Annotated in this window: 13 protein-coding genes; 12 read left to right on the forward strand and 1 reads right to left on the reverse strand. The window is 65.0% G+C overall.

Features of this window, described 5'->3' with window-relative positions:
* Positions 1 to 13: 13 nt before the first annotated feature.
* Positions 14 to 1,348: a TRZ/ATZ family hydrolase gene (locus AAFN46_RS04205; protein ID WP_347807441.1), complete on the reverse strand. Its 1,335-nt coding sequence runs from the start codon at positions 1,346 to 1,348 to the stop codon at positions 14 to 16.
* A gap of 94 nt (positions 1,349 to 1,442) precedes the next feature.
* Here AAFN46_RS04205 and mtnA point away from each other — a divergent pair, with 94 nt between their 5' ends.
* The 12 genes from mtnA to AAFN46_RS04265 all read left to right on the forward strand — a co-directional run bounded on the left by mtnA (position 1,443) and on the right by AAFN46_RS04265 (position 16,250).
* Complete coding sequence (mtnA, locus tag AAFN46_RS04210) at positions 1,443 to 2,519, forward strand: S-methyl-5-thioribose-1-phosphate isomerase (RefSeq protein WP_347807442.1); 1,077 nt, start codon at positions 1,443 to 1,445, stop codon at positions 2,517 to 2,519.
* A 104-nt stretch (positions 2,520 to 2,623) separates the two neighbouring features.
* Positions 2,624 to 5,383: a DNA gyrase subunit A gene (gene gyrA / locus AAFN46_RS04215; RefSeq protein ID WP_347807443.1), complete on the forward strand. Its 2,760-nt coding sequence runs from the start codon at positions 2,624 to 2,626 to the stop codon at positions 5,381 to 5,383.
* A gap of 10 nt (positions 5,384 to 5,393) precedes the next feature.
* On the forward strand, positions 5,394 to 6,479 hold the full coding sequence (gene serC / locus AAFN46_RS04220) for a 3-phosphoserine/phosphohydroxythreonine transaminase (RefSeq protein WP_347807444.1): 1,086 nt from the start codon (positions 5,394 to 5,396) through the stop codon (positions 6,477 to 6,479).
* Complete coding sequence (pheA, locus tag AAFN46_RS04225) at positions 6,479 to 7,576, forward strand: prephenate dehydratase (protein ID WP_347807445.1); 1,098 nt, start codon at positions 6,479 to 6,481, stop codon at positions 7,574 to 7,576. The genes serC and pheA overlap by 1 nt, the downstream gene beginning before the upstream one ends.
* A gap of 87 nt (positions 7,577 to 7,663) precedes the next feature.
* A complete protein-coding gene (hisC, locus tag AAFN46_RS04230) occupies positions 7,664 to 8,773 on the forward strand; it encodes a histidinol-phosphate transaminase (RefSeq protein ID WP_347807446.1) in 1,110 nt (369 codons plus the stop codon).
* On the forward strand, positions 8,766 to 11,006 hold the full coding sequence (locus tag AAFN46_RS04235; protein WP_347807447.1) for a bifunctional prephenate dehydrogenase/3-phosphoshikimate 1-carboxyvinyltransferase: 2,241 nt from the start codon (positions 8,766 to 8,768) through the stop codon (positions 11,004 to 11,006). The genes hisC and AAFN46_RS04235 overlap by 8 nt, the downstream gene beginning before the upstream one ends.
* Positions 11,003 to 11,668 (forward strand): (d)CMP kinase, encoded by a 666-nt coding sequence (cmk, locus tag AAFN46_RS04240; RefSeq protein ID WP_347807448.1) that lies wholly within the window; start codon positions 11,003 to 11,005, stop codon positions 11,666 to 11,668. The genes AAFN46_RS04235 and cmk overlap by 4 nt, the downstream gene beginning before the upstream one ends.
* A gap of 150 nt (positions 11,669 to 11,818) precedes the next feature.
* Complete coding sequence (gene rpsA / locus AAFN46_RS04245; protein WP_347807449.1) at positions 11,819 to 13,498, forward strand: 30S ribosomal protein S1; 1,680 nt, start codon at positions 11,819 to 11,821, stop codon at positions 13,496 to 13,498.
* Positions 13,499 to 13,649: 151 nt separating this feature from the next.
* The gene (gene ihfB, locus AAFN46_RS04250; RefSeq protein WP_252271384.1) at positions 13,650 to 13,934 is read left to right on the forward strand and encodes an integration host factor subunit beta; all 285 of its coding nucleotides are present in this window, start codon (positions 13,650 to 13,652) and stop codon (positions 13,932 to 13,934) included.
* Positions 13,935 to 13,964: 30 nt separating this feature from the next.
* Entirely contained in the window at positions 13,965 to 14,201 is a 237-nt protein-coding gene (locus tag AAFN46_RS04255; protein WP_347807450.1) for a LapA family protein, read from the forward strand.
* A 76-nt stretch (positions 14,202 to 14,277) separates the two neighbouring features.
* On the forward strand, positions 14,278 to 15,246 hold the full coding sequence (locus AAFN46_RS04260) for an NAD-dependent epimerase/dehydratase family protein (protein ID WP_347807451.1): 969 nt from the start codon (positions 14,278 to 14,280) through the stop codon (positions 15,244 to 15,246).
* Entirely contained in the window at positions 15,243 to 16,250 is a 1,008-nt protein-coding gene (locus tag AAFN46_RS04265; protein WP_347807620.1) for a glycosyltransferase family 4 protein, read from the forward strand. Before AAFN46_RS04260 ends, AAFN46_RS04265 begins: the two co-directional genes overlap by 4 nt.
* Positions 16,251 to 16,260: the final 10 nt, after the last annotated feature.

Below are 16,260 nucleotides of genomic sequence, written 5' to 3' on the forward strand. Positions count from 1 at the left end.
GGCAGGTTTCTCTTCAAAGCGAATTCTTGGCGGCGATGCGCTCGCCCCAGGCGCGCGCGGTGGCGGTGATTCTGTTTTCGTCCAGGCGGCTCAGGCGGCCGTCGTCGAGCAGCTGCTTGCCGCCGACCCAGAGGTGCTTCACGCACTGCCGGCCACCGGCGTAGATCAGCTGCGACACTGGGTCGTAGACCGGCTGCTGGGCTAATCCTGCGAGGTCGAAGGCGGCCAGGTCGGCCAGCTTGCCGAGCTCCAGCGAGCCGATCTGCTCGTCCATGCCGAGGGCGCGGGCACCGTTGAGGGTGGCCATGCGCAGGGCGCTGTGGGCATCCAGGGCGGTGGCGCTGCCGGCCACGGCCTTGGCCAGCAGGGCGGCGGTGCGGGTCTCGCCGAGCAGGTCGAGATCGTTGTTGCTGGCCGCGCCGTCGGTGCCGATGGCGACGTTGACCCCGGCCTGCCAGAGCTTCTCCACCGGGCAGAAGCCGCTGGCCAGCTTGAGGTTGGATTCGGGGCAGTGGATCACGCTGCTGTTGCTTGCCACCAGCAGTTCCACGTCGGCTTCATCTATCTGGGTCATATGCACGGCCTGGAAGCGCGGGCCGAGCAGGCCGAGGTCGGCCAGTCGCTGCAGCGGGCGCACGCCGCGCTGTTCCAGGCTCTGCTGCACCTCGAAGGCGGTCTCGTGGACGTGCATGTGGATGCCGGCGTCCAGCTCCTCGGCCAGCATCAGCACCTGGGCGAGCTTGTCGTCGCTGACCGAGTAGGGCGCGTGGGGGCCGAAGGCGACGCGGATGCGCGGGTGCTGCTTGAGGTCGTCGAACAGACGCAGGCCCTTGCGCAGGGCCTCCTCGGCGTCGCGCGCGCCGGGGGTGGGGAAGTCCAGCACGGGAATGGTCAGCTGGGCGCGGATGCCGCTTTTGTGCACCAGCTCGCTGGCCACTTCCGGGAAGAAGTACATGTCGGAGAAGCAGCTGATGCCGCCCTTGAGCTGCTCGGCGATGGCCAGCTCGGTGCCGTCGCGCACGAAGCCCTCGTCGACCCACTTGGCCTCGGCCGGCCAGATATGCTCCTGCAGCCAGCTCATCAGCGGCAGGTCGTCGGCCAGGCCGCGGAACAGGGTCATGGCGGCATGGCCGTGGGCATTGACCAGGCCGGGGGTGAGCAGGTGCTGCGGCAGTTCGCGCACTTCCTGGGCCGGGTGGCGCAGGGCCTCGGCGCGCGGCGCGATCAGCGCGATGCGGCCGTCGCGGATGCCCAGGCCGTGGTCGCGGAGTACCACGCCGGCCGGTTCGACCGGCACCAGCCAGGTCGGCAGGAGCAGCAGGTCGAGCGGCTGGCGGGACTCGGGCATGAGGTGATTTCCGGGCAATAAAAAGGTGGCGGCAGTATAACTGAAGGCGGCTCGTTATAATCCGCGGCTTTTTGTTTCACCGGGTGGAGATGTCATGCGCGACGAACTGTTGGCGGCGGAGAAGGTTAAGGCCATCGAGTGGCGCGACGGCACGCTGTTTCTGCTGGATCAGCGCCTGCTGCCGGGCGAGCAGGTCTGGCTGGGCCATGACTCGGCCGTCGCCGTGGCCCAGGCCATCCGCGACATGGTGGTGCGCGGCGCGCCGGCCATCGGCATCGCCGCGGCTTTCGGCCTGCTGCTCGGCGCACGGGCGCGCCTGGCGGCGGGCGGCGACTGGCGGGCGGCGCTGGAGGAGGACTTTCGCGCGCTGGCCGCATCGCGACCGACCGCGGTCAATCTGTGCTGGGCTCTGGAGCGCATGCGCGAGCGCCTGCAGCGCGTCAAGAATGACGGCGAGGTGCTGGCGGCGCTGGAGGCTGAGGCGGTCGGCATCCTCGACAGCGACCGCGAGGCCAACCTGACCATGGCCCAGCTGGGCATGGAGCTGATCCGCAAGCATCAGGACGGCCCGCAGAAACTGCTTACCCACTGCAATGCCGGGGCTTTGGCCACCGGCGGCTTCGGCACGGCGCTGGGCGTGATCCGCGCCGCCCACCTGGCCGGGCTGGTCGAGCGGGTCTATGCCGACGAGACCCGGCCCTGGCTGCAGGGCTCGCGCCTGACCGCCTGGGAGCTGGCCGGCGACGGCGTGCCGGTCAGCCTCAACGCCGATGCCGCCGCCGCGCATCTGATGAAGACCGAGTCGATCACCTGGGTCATAGTCGGTGCCGACCGCATCACCGCCAACGGCGACGTGGCCAACAAGATCGGCACCTACCAGCTGGCGGTCAACGCCATGCACCACGGCCTGCGCTTCATGGTGGTGGCGCCCAGCTCGACCATCGACATGAGCCTGGAGGAGGGCGACGACATCCCCATCGAGGAGCGCGACGGGCGCGAGCTGCTGGAACTGGACGGTCGCCGGGTCGCCGCCGAGGTGGCGGTGGTCAATCCGGTGTTCGACGTAACGCCGGCCGACCTGATCGACGCGATCGTCACCGAAAAGGGCGTGGTCGAGCGGCCAGATGCGGCGAAAATGGCGAAGCTCATGTGTCGCAAGCGCCTCCACTGAACCCTCGTTCGAGTTACGCCGGATGCAGCTCGCGGGCCTCTGCCTGTGGTACTATCCGGCGCTTCTCAGGATTACGCACCTTATAAAAAGGAACCTGGCTTCTTATGGGCGAACTGGCCAAAGAAATCCTCCCGGTCAATATCGAAGACGAGCTGAAACAGTCCTACCTCGACTACGCCATGAGCGTCATTGTCGGGCGGGCGCTGCCGGATGCGCGTGACGGCCTCAAGCCTGTGCATCGCCGCGTGCTCTATGCCATGAGCGAGCTGGGCAACGACTGGAACAAGGCCTACAAGAAGTCCGCCCGTGTGGTCGGTGACGTGATCGGTAAGTACCACCCGCACGGCGACACGGCTGTCTACGACACCATAGTGCGCATGGCCCAGCCCTTCTCCCTGCGCTACATGCTGGTCGACGGCCAGGGCAACTTCGGTTCGGTGGACGGCGACAACGCCGCGGCCATGCGTTACACCGAAGTGCGCATGGCCAAGCTGGCCCACGAGCTGCTGGCCGACTTGGACAAGGAAACCGTCGACTGGGTGCCCAACTACGACGGCACCGAGCAGATCCCGGCGGTCATGCCGACCAAGATCCCCAACCTGCTGGTCAACGGTTCCAGCGGTATCGCCGTGGGCATGGCCACCAACATCCCGCCGCACAACCTGTCCGAGGTGATCGACGGCTGCCTGGCGCTGATCGATAACCCCGAGCTGACCGTCGACGAGCTGATGCAGTACATCCCCGGTCCGGACTTCCCGACCGCGGGCATCATCAACGGTCGCGCCGGCATCATCGAGGCCTATCGCACCGGTCGCGGGCGCATCTACATGCGCGCCCGCGCCACCGTCGAGGACATGGAAAAGGGCGGCAGCCGCCAGCAGATCGTGGTCACCGAGCTGCCCTACCAGCTGAACAAGGCGCGTCTGATCGAGAAGATCGCCGAGCTGGTCAAAGAGAAGAAGATCGAAGGCATCACCGAGCTGCGCGACGAGTCCGACAAGGACGGCATGCGCGTGGTCATCGAGCTGCGTCGTGGCGAAGTCGGCGAAGTGGTGCTGAACAATCTCTACGCCCAGACCCAGATGCAGAGCGTGTTCGGCATCAACGTGGTGGCTCTGGTCGACGGCCAGCCGCGCACGCTGAACCTCAAGGACATGCTCGAGGTGTTCGTCCGTCACCGCCGTGAAGTGGTGACCCGTCGCACCGTCTACGAGCTGCGCAAGGCCCGCGAGCGCGGGCATATCCTCGAAGGTCAGGCCGTCGCCCTGTCCAACATCGACCCGGTGATCGAGCTGATCAAGACCTCGCCGACCCCGGCCGAGGCCAAGGAGCGCCTGATCGCCACCGCCTGGGAATCCAGCGCGGTGGAAGCCATGGTCGAGCGCGCCGGCGCCGATGCCTGCCGCCCGGAAGACCTGGACCCGCAATACGGCCTGCGCGAGGGCAAGTACTACCTGTCGCCGGAGCAGGCCCAGGCCATCCTCGAACTGCGCCTGCACCGCCTGACTGGCCTGGAGCACGAGAAGCTGCTGGCCGAGTACCAGGAAATCCTGCTGCAGATCGGCGAGTTGATCCGCATCCTGACCAGCCCCGAGCGCCTGATGGAAGTCATCCGCGAAGAGCTGGAGAAAGTGAAGGCCGAGTTCGGCGACGCCCGCCGCACCGAGATCATGGCCTCGCAGATGGACTTGACCATCGCCGACCTGATCACCGAGGAAGAGCGCGTGGTCACCATCTCCCACGGCGGCTACGCCAAGAGCCAGCCGCTGGCCGCCTACCAGGCCCAGCGTCGCGGCGGCAAGGGCAAGTCGGCCACCGGGGTGAAGGACGAGGACTATATCGAGCACCTGCTGGTCGCCAACAGCCACGCCACCCTGCTGCTGTTCTCCAGCAAGGGCAAGGTCTACTGGCTGCGCACCTTCGAGATTCCCGAGGCCTCGCGCACCGCGCGCGGTCGCCCGCTGGTCAACCTGCTGCCGCTGGACGAGGGTGAGCGCATCACCGCCATGCTGCAGATCGACCTGGAAGCCGTGCGTGCGCGCTTCGCCGACGAAGAAAACGATGACGACGACGTGGTCGCCGAGCAGGCCGGCGAAGTGGTCGAGGTGGATGAGGCCGAAGAAGGCGACGACTCCGACTTCAGCCAGGACGAGCCGACCGGCGCCTACATCTTTATGGCCACCGCCTTCGGTACGGTGAAGAAGACTCCGCTGATCCAGTTCACCAAGCCGCGCTCCAACGGCCTGATCGCCCTGAAGCTGGAAGAGGGCGACTCGCTGATCGCCGCCGCCATCACCGATGGCTCGAAGGACGTGATGATGTTCTCCGACGCTGGCAAGGTGATCCGCTTCAAGGAAAGCAAGGTGCGCATCATGGGCCGCCTGGCCCGTGGCGTGCGCGGCATGCGTCTGGCCGACGATCAACGCATCATCTCCATGCTGATTCCGGAAGCCGACGCGCAGATCCTCACCGCCTCCGCGCGCGGCTACGGCAAGCGTACCCCGCTGGCCGACTACCCGCGCCGCGGTCGTGGTGGCCAGGGCGTGATCGCCATGGTGATCAACGAGCGCAACGGCAAGCTGGTCGGCGCCGTGCAGGTGCTGGACGGCGAGGAGATCATGCTGATTTCCGACCAGGGCACCCTGGTGCGGACCCGGGTCGATGAAGTCCGCGGCGCCGGTCGTAACACCCAGGGCGTGATCCTGATCAAGCTGGCCGAGGACGAGACCCTGGTCGGCCTGGAGCGGGTACAGGAGCCTTCCGGTGGCGACGAGGAAGAGCTGGAAGGCGAAACCGTCGAGCAGAACGAAGAAGCGGTAGCCGTCGCCGAAGAAGGCGCGGATGCCGGCAATAGCGAAGAGTGAGAGAGTCGAAGTGAGCAAACGCGCCCATAACTTCTGCGCCGGCCCGGCCGCGCTGCCCACCGCCGTGCTCGAACGGGCCCAGGCCGAGATGCTCGACTGGCAGGGCAAGGGCCTCTCCGTGATGGAGATGAGCCATCGCAGCGACGAGTACGTGGCCATCGCCGAGAAGGCCGAGCAGGACCTGCGTGACCTGCTGAGCATCCCCAACGACTACAAGGTGCTGTTCCTGCAGGGCGGCGCCAGCCAGCAGTTCGCCGAGATTCCGCTCAACCTGTTGCCGGAAGACGGCGTGGCCGACTATATCGAGACCGGCATCTGGTCGAAGAAGGCCATCGAGGAGGGGCGCCGTTTCGGCAACGTCAACGTCGCCGCCAGCGCCAAGGGCTACGACTACTTCGCCATCCCCGGGCAGAACGAGTGGCAGCTGAGCAAGAATGCCGCCTACCTGCACTACGCCAGCAACGAGACCATCGGCGGCCTGCAGTTCGACTGGGTCCCCGAGGTGGGCGACACGCCGCTGGTGGTGGACATGTCCTCGGACATCCTCTCGCGCCCGATCGACGTCTCCAGGTTCGGCCTGATCTACGCCGGCGCGCAGAAGAATATCGGCCCCAGCGGCCTGGTCGTCGCGATCATCCGCGAGGACCTGCTGGGCCGGGCCCGTAGCGTCTGCCCGACCATGCTCAATTACAAGATCGCCGCCGATAACGGCTCCATGTACAACACCCCGGCAACCTATTCCTGGTACCTCTCCGGCCTGGTCTTCGAGTGGCTCAAGGAGCAGGGTGGTGTTGCCGCGATGGAGCAACGCAACAAGGCCAAGAAGGACCTGCTGTACAAGGCCATCGACGCCAGCGATTTCTACTCCAACCCGATCCAGGCCAACGCGCGCTCCTGGATGAACGTGCCGTTCCGCCTGGCCGACGAGAAGCTGGACAAGGCCTTCCTCGCCGGCGCCGAGGCGCGCGGCCTGCTCAACCTCAAGGGCCATCGTTCGGTGGGCGGCATGCGTGCCTCCATCTACAACGCCACCGGCCTGGACGCCGTGGAGGCCCTGGTGGCCTACATGGCCGAATTCGAGAAGGAGCACGGCTGATGAGCGACGCCGATCAGCTCAAGGCGCTGCGGGTTCGCATCGACAGCCTCGACGAGAAGATCCTCGAGCTGATCAGCGAGCGCGCGCGCTGCGCCCAGGACGTGGCGCGGGTCAAGATGCAGTCCCTGCCTGCAGGCGAAAAGCCGGTGTTCTACCGCCCCGAGCGCGAGGCCTGGGTGCTCAAGCACATCATGGAGCTGAACAAGGGGCCGCTGGATAACGAGGAGATGGCGCGGCTGTTCCGCGAGATCATGTCCTCCTGCCTGGCCCTGGAGCAGCCGCTCAAGGTCGCCTACCTCGGCCCGGAAGGCACCTTCAGTCAGGCCGCGGCGATGAAGCACTTCGGTCACTCGGTGATCAGCGTGCCGATGGCCGCCATCGACGAGGTGTTCCGCGAAGTCGCCGCCGGCGCGGTCAACTTCGGCGTGGTGCCGGTGGAGAACTCCACCGAGGGCGCGATCAACCACACCCTGGACAGCTTCCTCGAGCACGACATGGTGATCTGCGGCGAGGTGGAGCTGCGCATTCACCATCACCTGCTGGTCGGCGATACCACCAAGACCGACAAGATCACCCGCATCTATTCCCACGCCCAGTCCCTGGCGCAGTGCCGCAAGTGGCTGGACGCGCACTACCCCAACGTCGAGCGGGTGGCCGTATCGAGCAACGCCGACGCGGCCAAGCGGGTGAAGAGCGAGTGGAATTCCGCCGCGATTGCCGGCGATATGGCGGCCAACCTCTATGGCCTGACCAAGCTGCAGGAGAAGATCGAGGACCGCCCGGACAACTCCACGCGCTTCCTCATCATCGGCAGCCAGGAAGTGCCGCCGACCGGCGACGACAAGACTTCGGTCATCGTCTCCATGCGCAACAAGCCGGGCGCCCTGCATGAGCTGCTGGTGCCGTTCCACACCAATGGCATCGACCTGACCCGCATTGAGACCCGCCCGTCGCGCAGCGGCAAGTGGACCTACGTGTTCTTCATCGACTTCGTCGGCCACCACCAGGACCCGCTGATCAAGGACGTGCTGGAAAAGATCAATCAGGAAGCCGTGGCGCTGAAGGTGCTGGGTTCCTATCCGAAGGCGGTACTCTGAATAGCGGCGGCAAGCTGCAAGCCTCAAGCTGCAGGCGGATCGACGCGCGGCTTCTGACTTGTGGCTTGCAGCTTGAGGCTTGTAGCTATGACTTGTGATTTCCTAGCCCTGGCCGTGCCGGGCGTGCAGAAACTCTCGCCCTATGTGCCGGGCAAGCCAGTCGATGAACTGGCCCGCGAGCTGCGCCTTGACCCCGCCGGCATCGTCAAGCTGGCCAGCAACGAGAACCCGCTGGGCCCTTCGCCCAGGGCGCTGGAGGCGATTCGTGGCGAGCTGGCCGAGCTGACCCGCTATCCGGATGGCAACGGTTTCGAACTGAAGTCGAAGCTGGCCGCGCGCTGCGGCGTGACGCCGGCCCAGGTCACCCTGGGCAACGGCTCCAACGACATTCTCGACCTGGTCGCCCGTGCCTGGCTGGCTCCGGGGCTGAACGCGGTGTTCAGCCAGTACGCCTTCGCCGTGTATCCCATCGCCACCCAGGCGGTCGGTGCCCAGGGCAAGGTGGTGCCGGCGAAGGACCACGGCCACGATCTGGAGGCCATGCTGGCGGCCATCGACGAAAGCACCCGCGTGGTATTCGTCGCCAACCCCAACAACCCGACCGGCACCTGGTTCGGCGCCGATGCGCTGGAGGCCTTCCTCGCCCGCGTGCCGCAGAACGTGCTGGTGGTGCTGGACGAGGCCTATATCGAGTACGCGCAAGGCGACGAGCTGCCCGATGGCCTCGACTACCTGGCGCGCTACCCCAATCTGCTGGTTTCGCGCACCTTCTCCAAGGCCTACGGCCTGGCTTCGCTGCGCGTCGGCTACGCGCTCTCCTCGCCGCAGGTGGCCGATGTGCTCAACCGCGTGCGCGCGCCGTTCAACGTCAACAGCCTGGCCCTGGCCGCCGCCTGCGCCGCACTGGACGATGCCGACTACCTGGCGGCCAGCCGGCGCAGCAACGATGCCGGCATGGCGCAGTTGGAAGAGGGCTTGCGCCGCCTGGGGCTGAGCTGGATTCCATCGAAGGGCAACTTCATAGCCGTCGACTTCGCCCGCGATGCGGCGCCGATCAATCAGGCGCTGCTGCAAGCCGGCGTCATCGTGCGGCCGGTGGCCGGCTACGGCATGCCGAGCTTCCTGCGCGTGTCCATCGGCACCGAAGCGGAGAACACCCGTTTCCTCGAAGCGCTGGAGCAGATTCTCCGTGGCTGATGCACTGCCGTTGCAGCGAGCGCCCGGCAAGCTCGGCCGCCTGGTGGTGGTGGGTCTCGGCCTGATCGGTGGCTCCTTCGCCAAGGGCATGCGCGACAAGGGGCTGTTCGACGAGGTGGTGGGCGTGGACCTGGACGCCGAGTCGCGGCGCCTGGCCGTAGCGCTGGGCGTGGTCGACCGCTGCGAGACCGAGCTGGCCGCCGCCTGTCAGGGGGCCGCGGTGATCCAGCTGGCGGTGCCTATCCTGGCCATGGAAAGAGTGCTGGCTCAGCTGGCCCAGTGCGAGCTGGGCGATGCGGTGCTCACCGACGTGGGCAGCGCCAAGGGTAATGTGCTGCGCGCCGCGCGCCTGGCCTTCGACGGCAGGGTCGAGCGCTTCGTGCCGGGCCATCCCATCGCCGGCTCCGAGCAGAGCGGCGTGGAAGCCGCCAATGCCGAGCTGTTCCGTCGCCATAAAGTGATTCTGACGCCGCAGGACTCCACCGATGCCGAGGCACTGGCGCTGGTCGATCGCCTGTGGCGCGCGCTGGGCGCCGACGTGGAGCACATGGAGGTGGAGCACCACGACCAGGTGCTGGCCGCCACCAGCCACCTGCCGCACCTGCTGGCCTTCTCCCTGGTCGACTCGCTGGCCAAGCGCAGCGAGAACCTGGAGATCTTCCGCTATGCCGCCGGCGGCTTCCGCGACTTCACGCGGATCGCCGGCAGCGATCCGGTGATGTGGCACGACATCTTCCTCGCCAACCGCGAGGCGGTGCTGCGCACCCTCGACACGTTTCGCGACGACCTCGACGCCCTGCGCGAAGCGGTCGACGCAGGGGACGGGCATCAGTTGCTGGGCGTGTTCACCCGCGCCCGCCATGCCCGCGAGCATTTCAGCAAAATCCTGGCCCGCAGGGCCTATGTGGACGCCATGCACTCGAACGACCTGATCTACCTCGCCAATCCCGGTGGCTCGCTCTCCGGCCGCATCCGCGTACCGGGCGACAAGTCCATCTCGCACCGCTCGATCATGCTCGGCTCGCTGGCCGAAGGCGTGACCCAGGTGGAAGGCTTCCTCGAAGGCGAGGACGCCCTGGCCACCCTGCAGGCCTTCCGTGACATGGGCGTGGTGATCGAAGGCCCGCACCATGGCAAGGTGACCATTCACGGCGTCGGCCTCAACGGCCTCAAGCCGCCGCCCGGGCCGCTCTACCTGGGCAACTCCGGCACCTCCATGCGCCTGCTCTCCGGCCTGCTCGCCGCTCAGCCGTTCGACACCGTGCTGACCGGCGACGCCTCGCTGTCCAAGCGCCCGATGAACCGCGTGGCCAAGCCGCTGCGCGAGATGGGTGCGCTGATCGAGACCGGTCCGGAAGGTCGTCCGCCGCTGACCATTCGCGGCGGTCGTCGCCTCGGCGGCATGAGCTACGAGATGCCGATGGCCAGTGCCCAGGTCAAATCCTGCCTGCTGCTGGCCGGTCTCTACGCCGCCGGCAGAACCCGGGTGACCGAGCCGGCGCCGACCCGCGACCATACCGAGCGCATGCTGCGCGGCTTCGGCTACCCGGTCGAGGTCGACGGCAATGTGGCGACGGTCGAGTCCGGCCACAAGCTGACGGCTACCCATATCGAAGTGCCGGCGGATATCTCCTCGGCGGCCTTCTTCCTGGTCGCCGCCAGCATCGCCGAAGGTTCCGAGCTGGTGCTGGAGCACGTCGGCATCAACCCGACCCGCACCGGGGTGATCGACATCCTCAAGCTGATGGGCGCCGATCTGACCCTGGAAAACCAGCGCGAAGTGGGTGGCGAGCCGGTGGCCGATATTCGCGTGCGCAGTGCCCGGCTCAAGGGCATCGACATTCCCGAGGACCTGGTGCCGCTGGCCATCGACGAGTTCCCGGTGCTGTTCGTCGCCGCCGCCTGCGCCGAGGGCCGCACCGTGCTGCGCGGCGCCGAGGAGCTGCGGGTCAAGGAGTCCGACCGCATCCAGGTGATGGCCGACGGCCTGATCGCCCTGGGCGTCAAGGCCGAGCCGACCCCGGACGGCATCGTCATCGAAGGCGGCGCCATCGGTGGCGGCGAGGTGTGGAGCCACGGCGACCACCGCATCGCCATGTCCTTCAGCGTCGCCTCGCTGCGCGCATCGGCGCCGATCCGCATCCACGACTGCGCCAACGTCGCCACCTCCTTCCCCAACTTCCTCGGTCTGGCCGCCCAGGCCGGCATCCGCGTGGCGGAGGAAGGCAAATGAGCGCCGTGGTGATCACCATCGACGGGCCGAGCGGCTCGGGCAAGGGCACCATCGCCGGCCTGCTGGCCAACAAGCTGGGCTGGAAACTGCTGGACTCCGGCGCCCTGTATCGCCTGCTGGCCTTCGCCGCCGGCAACCACGGCATCGATCTGACCAACGAGGAAGCGCTGAAGACCCTGGCCGCTCACCTGGACGTGCAGTTCGTCGACAAGCGCATCATCCTCGAGGGCGAGGAAGTCACCGACGCCATCCGTAACGAGCAGGTCGGCGCCGGCGCCTCCATGGTCGCCTCCCTGCCGGCCGTGCGCGAGGCCCTGCTGCAGCGCCAGCGTGCCTTCCGCGAAGCGCCGGGCCTGGTGGCCGATGGTCGTGACATGGGCACCGTGGTGTTTCCCGACGCGCCGCTGAAGATTTACCTGACCGCCAGCGCCGAGGAGCGCGCCCGTCGCCGCTACCTTCAGTTGAAAGGCAAGGTGGAAGGTGTTAGCCTGCCGAGTCTGCTAGACGAGATTCGTGCGCGCGACGAGCGCGACATGCAGCGCGCGGTGGCTCCGCTGAAGCCGGCGGCCGACGCCATCCAGCTGGATTCCACCGAACTGAGCATCGAGCAGGTGCTGGAAAGAATTCTCAGCGAGGTCGCCAGCCGCGATCTCGCCGGGTGAATGAGCCACGGCTGACTTAAGTCGAGAGGCTCGCAAGGAGGCATGCGGGAGACCAGTCATAGTCCCGCAGGCCTCTTTTTACATGAACGAACCCACATTGTCTGGAGTGTGGTTTGGGCGAATCCCCGCCCTTGATCAACAGGAATCAACATGAGCGAAAGCTTTGCAGAACTTTTTGAAGAAAGCCTGAAATCCCTCGACATGCAGCCGGGTGCCATCATCACCGGCATCGTGGTCGACATCGACGGTGACTGGGTCACCGTACATGCCGGCCTGAAGTCCGAGGGCGTCATCCCGCTCGACCAGTTCTTCAACGAACAAGGCGAGCTGACCATCAAGGTCGGTGACGAAGTCCACGTTGCGCTGGACGCAGTGGAAGACGGCTTCGGTGAAACCAAGCTGTCCCGCGAGAAAGCCAAGCGTGCCGAGTCCTGGCTGGTTCTGGAAGCCGCTTTCAATGCTGAGGAAGTGGTCAAGGGCGTTATCAACGGCAAGGTCAAGGGCGGCTTCACCGTTGACGTCAACGGCATCCGCGCGTTCCTGCCGGGCTCCCTGGTCGATGTCCGTCCGGTGCGTGATACCACCCACCTGGAAGGCAAAGAGCTGGAGTTCAAGGTCATCAAGCTGGACCAGAAGCGCAACAACGTTGTCGTTTCCCGTCGCAGCGTGCTGGAAGCCGAGAACAGCGCCGAGCGCGAAGCCCTGCTGGAATCCCTGCAGGAAGGCCAGCAGGTCAAGGGTATCGTCAAGAACCTCACCGACTACGGTGCGTTCGTTGACCTGGGCGGCGTAGACGGCCTGCTGCACATCACCGACATGGCCTGGAAGCGCATCAAGCACCCGTCCGAGATCGTCAACGTTGGCGACGAGATCGACGTCAAGGTCCTCAAGTACGACCGCGAGCGCAACCGCGTCTCCCTGGGTCTGAAGCAGCTGGGCGAAGATCCGTGGGTCGCCATCAAGGCCCGTTATCCGGAAGGCACCCGTGTCACCGCCAAAGTCACCAACCTGACCGACTACGGCTGCTTCGCCGAGCTGGAAGAAGGCGTGGAAGGCCTGGTGCACGTGTCCGAGATGGATTGGACCAACAAGAACATCCACCCGTCCAAGGTCGTTCAGGTCGGCGACGAAGTGGAAGTTCAGGTTCTGGACATCGACGAAGAGCGTCGTCGTATCTCCCTGGGCATCAAGCAGTGCAAGTCCAACCCGTGGGAAGACTTCTCCAGCCAGTTCAACAAGGGTGACAAGATCTCCGGCACCATCAAGTCGATCACCGATTTCGGTATCTTCATCGGCCTGGACGGCGGCATCGACGGTCTGGTTCACCTGTCCGACATCTCCTGGAACGAAGCCGGCGAAGAAGCCGTGCGTCGCTTCAAGAAGGGCGACGAGCTGGAAACCGTCATCCTCTCCGTCGATCCGGAGCGTGAGCGCATCTCCCTGGGCATCAAGCAGCTGGAAGACGATCCGTTCTCCAACTACGCCTCCCTGAACGAGAAAGGCACCATCGTGCGCGGTACCGTCAAGGAAGTGGACGCCAAGGGCGCCGTGATCAGCCTGGGTGGCGACATCGAAGGCATCCTGAAGGCTTCCGAAATCAGCCGCGACCGCGTCGAAGACGCCCGCAACGTGCTGAAGGAAGGCGACGAAGTCGAAGCCAAGATCATCAGCATCGACCGCAAGTCCCGCGTTATCAGCCTGTCCGTCAAGTCCAAAGACGTCGAAGACGAAAAGGACGCGATGAAAGAGCTGCGTAACAAGCAGGAAGCCGAAAGCACTGGTCCGACCACCATCGGTGATCTGATCCGTGCCCAGATGAACCAGAACTAAGTTCTGCTTCATCGGAAAAAAGGGGCGACTTCGGTCGCCCCTTTTCGTTTCTGCGCTTTCCCCCTCTTGACAGCGGGCTATTCAAAGCCCTGCAAGCGTGCTAAAAACACCTTACTAGGTGATCTAGCCGCTTGAAAAAGAAGGGAAAACCATGACCAAGTCGGAATTGATCGAGCGTATCGTCAGCCATCAGGGCCTGCTCTCGTCCAAGGACGTGGAGCTGGCGATCAAGACCATGCTGGAGCAGATGTCCCAGGCTCTGGCGACCGGCGATCGCATCGAGATTCGTGGCTTTGGCAGCTTTTCCCTGCATTACCGCGCGCCGCGCGTGGGGCGCAACCCCAAGACCGGCGAATCGGTGCGTCTGGATGGCAAGTATGTCCCGCACTTCAAGCCGGGCAAGGAACTGCGTGATCGCGTCAACGATGAGGAGTGAGCTGCTGGCACGGCTCGCAAGGAGCTGAATATGCTGGACAGTGTCAAACGCCTGATCGGTCTCTTGGTTTTGCTGCTGATTGGTGCGGCAATATTGCTGCTCATTCTGCAGAATCCGCAGCGCACCCAGTTTCACTTCCTGCACTGGGCTACGCCCGAGCTGCCTTTTTCCATTTTTTTGATTCTGGCTTTCGTGCTGGGAATCCTCAGCGTCGCGATTCTGCGAGTTCTGCGCTTGGGGCGGTTCAAGGGCAGCAGATCCGATTGAGTCACTTACAGCTTCTGCTCCTGGCCTTACGGACTTGCGCTCCCGCGGCGAAGAAGTTTGATCTGAGTCTGTGGTGATGAGGCGAGTACTAGTGACTGGCTCCTCCGGCTTCGTGGGGGCCGCTTTGCTGAAGAGGCTCGACGACGTGCCAGGGATTCAGGCTGTTGCCGGTGTGCGTAGATTGCCGGATATATCAGAGCGGAGTCGGCGTGAGTACATGCCCCTGGGCAATCTGGAGGAGTGTCTTGTGGAGCCCAGACAGTTGCAGGGGCTCTCCACGATCGTGCATGCCGCGGCGCGCGTGCATGTGATGCATGAGCGTGCTTCAGAGCCCTTGGCCGTGTTTCGGCGGGTCAATGTCACGGGCACACTGGCACTGGCCAAGGCGGCGGCTTCCGCTGGGGTGCAGCGCTTTGTGTTCCTGAGCTCGATCAAGGTTAATGGCGAGTCGAGTCCGCCGGGCCTGCCTTTCACGGCGGATATGGAGCCAGCTCCGGCGGATCCCTATGGCATTTCCAAGTTCGAGGCCGAGCGGGGTCTGTTGCAGATTGCGCGCGAAACGGGAATGGGGGTGGTCATCGTGCGCCCGCCGCTGGTTTATGGGCCTGGGGTGCGCGCCAACTTTCTCAGCATGATGAGATGGTTGGCGAAGGGGGTGCCGCTGCCATTAGGTGGGATAGATAACCGCCGTAGTCTGGTGGCCCTGGATAATCTGGTCGATCTCCTGGCCTGCTGCATAGAGCACCCCGCAGCGGATAATCAGGTCTTTCTGGTCAGCGATGGTGAGGATCTGTCGACCAGCGAGCTATTGCTGCGCCTGGGCGCCGCGTTGCACAGACCTGCCCGTCTCTGGGGGGGGGCATCCCCCCTGCTGCGCAGAGCGTTGCAGCTTGCCGGGCGCGATGCCCTGCTGCAGCGCTTGTACGGCTCGCTGCAGGTGGATATTGGAAAGACCTGCGAACTGCTTGGCTGGGCCCCTCCCGTCAGTGTGCGGAGGGCCTTGCAGCGGACCGCCGACGACTTCTTGCGGAGAAGGGCATGCTGACCCTCGGATGGCTTTTGCCGGCCGTATTGCTGCTGTCCTGGGGGATGACAGGTTGCCTGCGTCGTTATGCGCTGAGACGCAATATCATGGATCTGCCCAATCAGCGTAGCTCTCACAGCGTGCCGACTCCGCGTGGTGGAGGCATGGCTATAGTGGTGAGCTTTCTGCTGGCGCTGCCGGTCGCCTGGTTCGTGGGCTGGCTGCCGCTAGGCTCGGTTATCGCACTTCTGGGCGGCGGTGCTCTGGTGGCCTTGATCGGTTTTCTCGACGATCATGGTCATGTTCCCGCGCGTTGGCGCCTGTTGATTCATTTTCTGGCCGCGGGGTGGGGGCTCTACTGGCTCGGTGGCCTGCCTGTCTTGCAGCTTGGCGAGTCGCGTCTCGATCTAGGGGGACTGGGCGCCGTTCTGGGGCTGTTTTACTTGGTGTGGCTGCTCAATCTCTACAATTTCATGGACGGCATAGATGGTATTGCCGGCATCGAGGCCGTGACCACTTGCCTGGCCGCAGTCGTGATGTGCATCCTCATCGACAACTGGCAACTTGCGGTACTGCCGGCAATTCTGGCGCTTGCAGCTGGCGGCTTCCTGTTTTGGAACTTTCCCCCTGCCAAGATCTTCATGGGGGATTCGGGCAGTGGCTTTCTCGGGCTGACCCTGGGGTTGATTTCCGTGCAAATGGCCTGGCTGGAGCCCAGGCTGCTCTGGTCCTGGTTGATTATGCTAGGGGTCTTTCTGGTCGATGCCAGCGTCACGCTGATGCGCCGTTTCATGCGTGGCGAGAGGGTTTATCAGGCTCATCGGAGCCACGCATACCAGCATGCGGCCAGGCGGTTCGGGCGACATCTGCCGGTTTCCCTGGGCGTGGCGGCGATCAACCTGGGCTGGTTGATGCCCTTGGCCATCTGGGTGGTTTGGGGGGGAGCCATCTGGCTGGCTGTGCCGCTAGCCTATGCGCCTCTGGTCTGTTTGGTTCTGAGGTACCGTGCAGGCCTTGCAGGGTAGTCTGATTTCT

It is taken from the genome of Pseudomonas sp. CAU 1711, from assembly GCF_039888625.1.
Taxonomy (GTDB): Bacteria; Pseudomonadota; Gammaproteobacteria; order Pseudomonadales; family Pseudomonadaceae; genus Aquipseudomonas.

What these genes read in the sequence shown, in the direction of transcription:
- AAFN46_RS04205 (WP_347807441.1), bottom strand. Translation starts at nt 1,348, where the DNA reads ATGCCCGAGTCCCGCCAGCCGCTCGACCTGCTGCTCCTGCCGACCTGG.
- mtnA (WP_347807442.1), top strand. Translation starts at nt 1,443, where the DNA reads ATGCGCGACGAACTGTTGGCGGCGGAGAAGGTTAAGGCCATCGAGTGG.
- gyrA (WP_347807443.1), top strand. Translation starts at nt 2,624, where the DNA reads ATGGGCGAACTGGCCAAAGAAATCCTCCCGGTCAATATCGAAGACGAG.
- pheA (WP_347807445.1), top strand. Translation starts at nt 6,479, where the DNA reads ATGAGCGACGCCGATCAGCTCAAGGCGCTGCGGGTTCGCATCGACAGC.
- hisC (WP_347807446.1), top strand. Translation starts at nt 7,664, where the DNA reads ATGACTTGTGATTTCCTAGCCCTGGCCGTGCCGGGCGTGCAGAAACTC.
- cmk (WP_347807448.1), top strand. Translation starts at nt 11,003, where the DNA reads ATGAGCGCCGTGGTGATCACCATCGACGGGCCGAGCGGCTCGGGCAAG.
- rpsA (WP_347807449.1), top strand. Translation starts at nt 11,819, where the DNA reads ATGAGCGAAAGCTTTGCAGAACTTTTTGAAGAAAGCCTGAAATCCCTC.
- ihfB (WP_252271384.1), top strand. Translation starts at nt 13,650, where the DNA reads ATGACCAAGTCGGAATTGATCGAGCGTATCGTCAGCCATCAGGGCCTG.
- AAFN46_RS04255 (WP_347807450.1), top strand. Translation starts at nt 13,965, where the DNA reads ATGCTGGACAGTGTCAAACGCCTGATCGGTCTCTTGGTTTTGCTGCTG.
- AAFN46_RS04260 (WP_347807451.1), top strand. Translation starts at nt 14,278, where the DNA reads ATGAGGCGAGTACTAGTGACTGGCTCCTCCGGCTTCGTGGGGGCCGCT.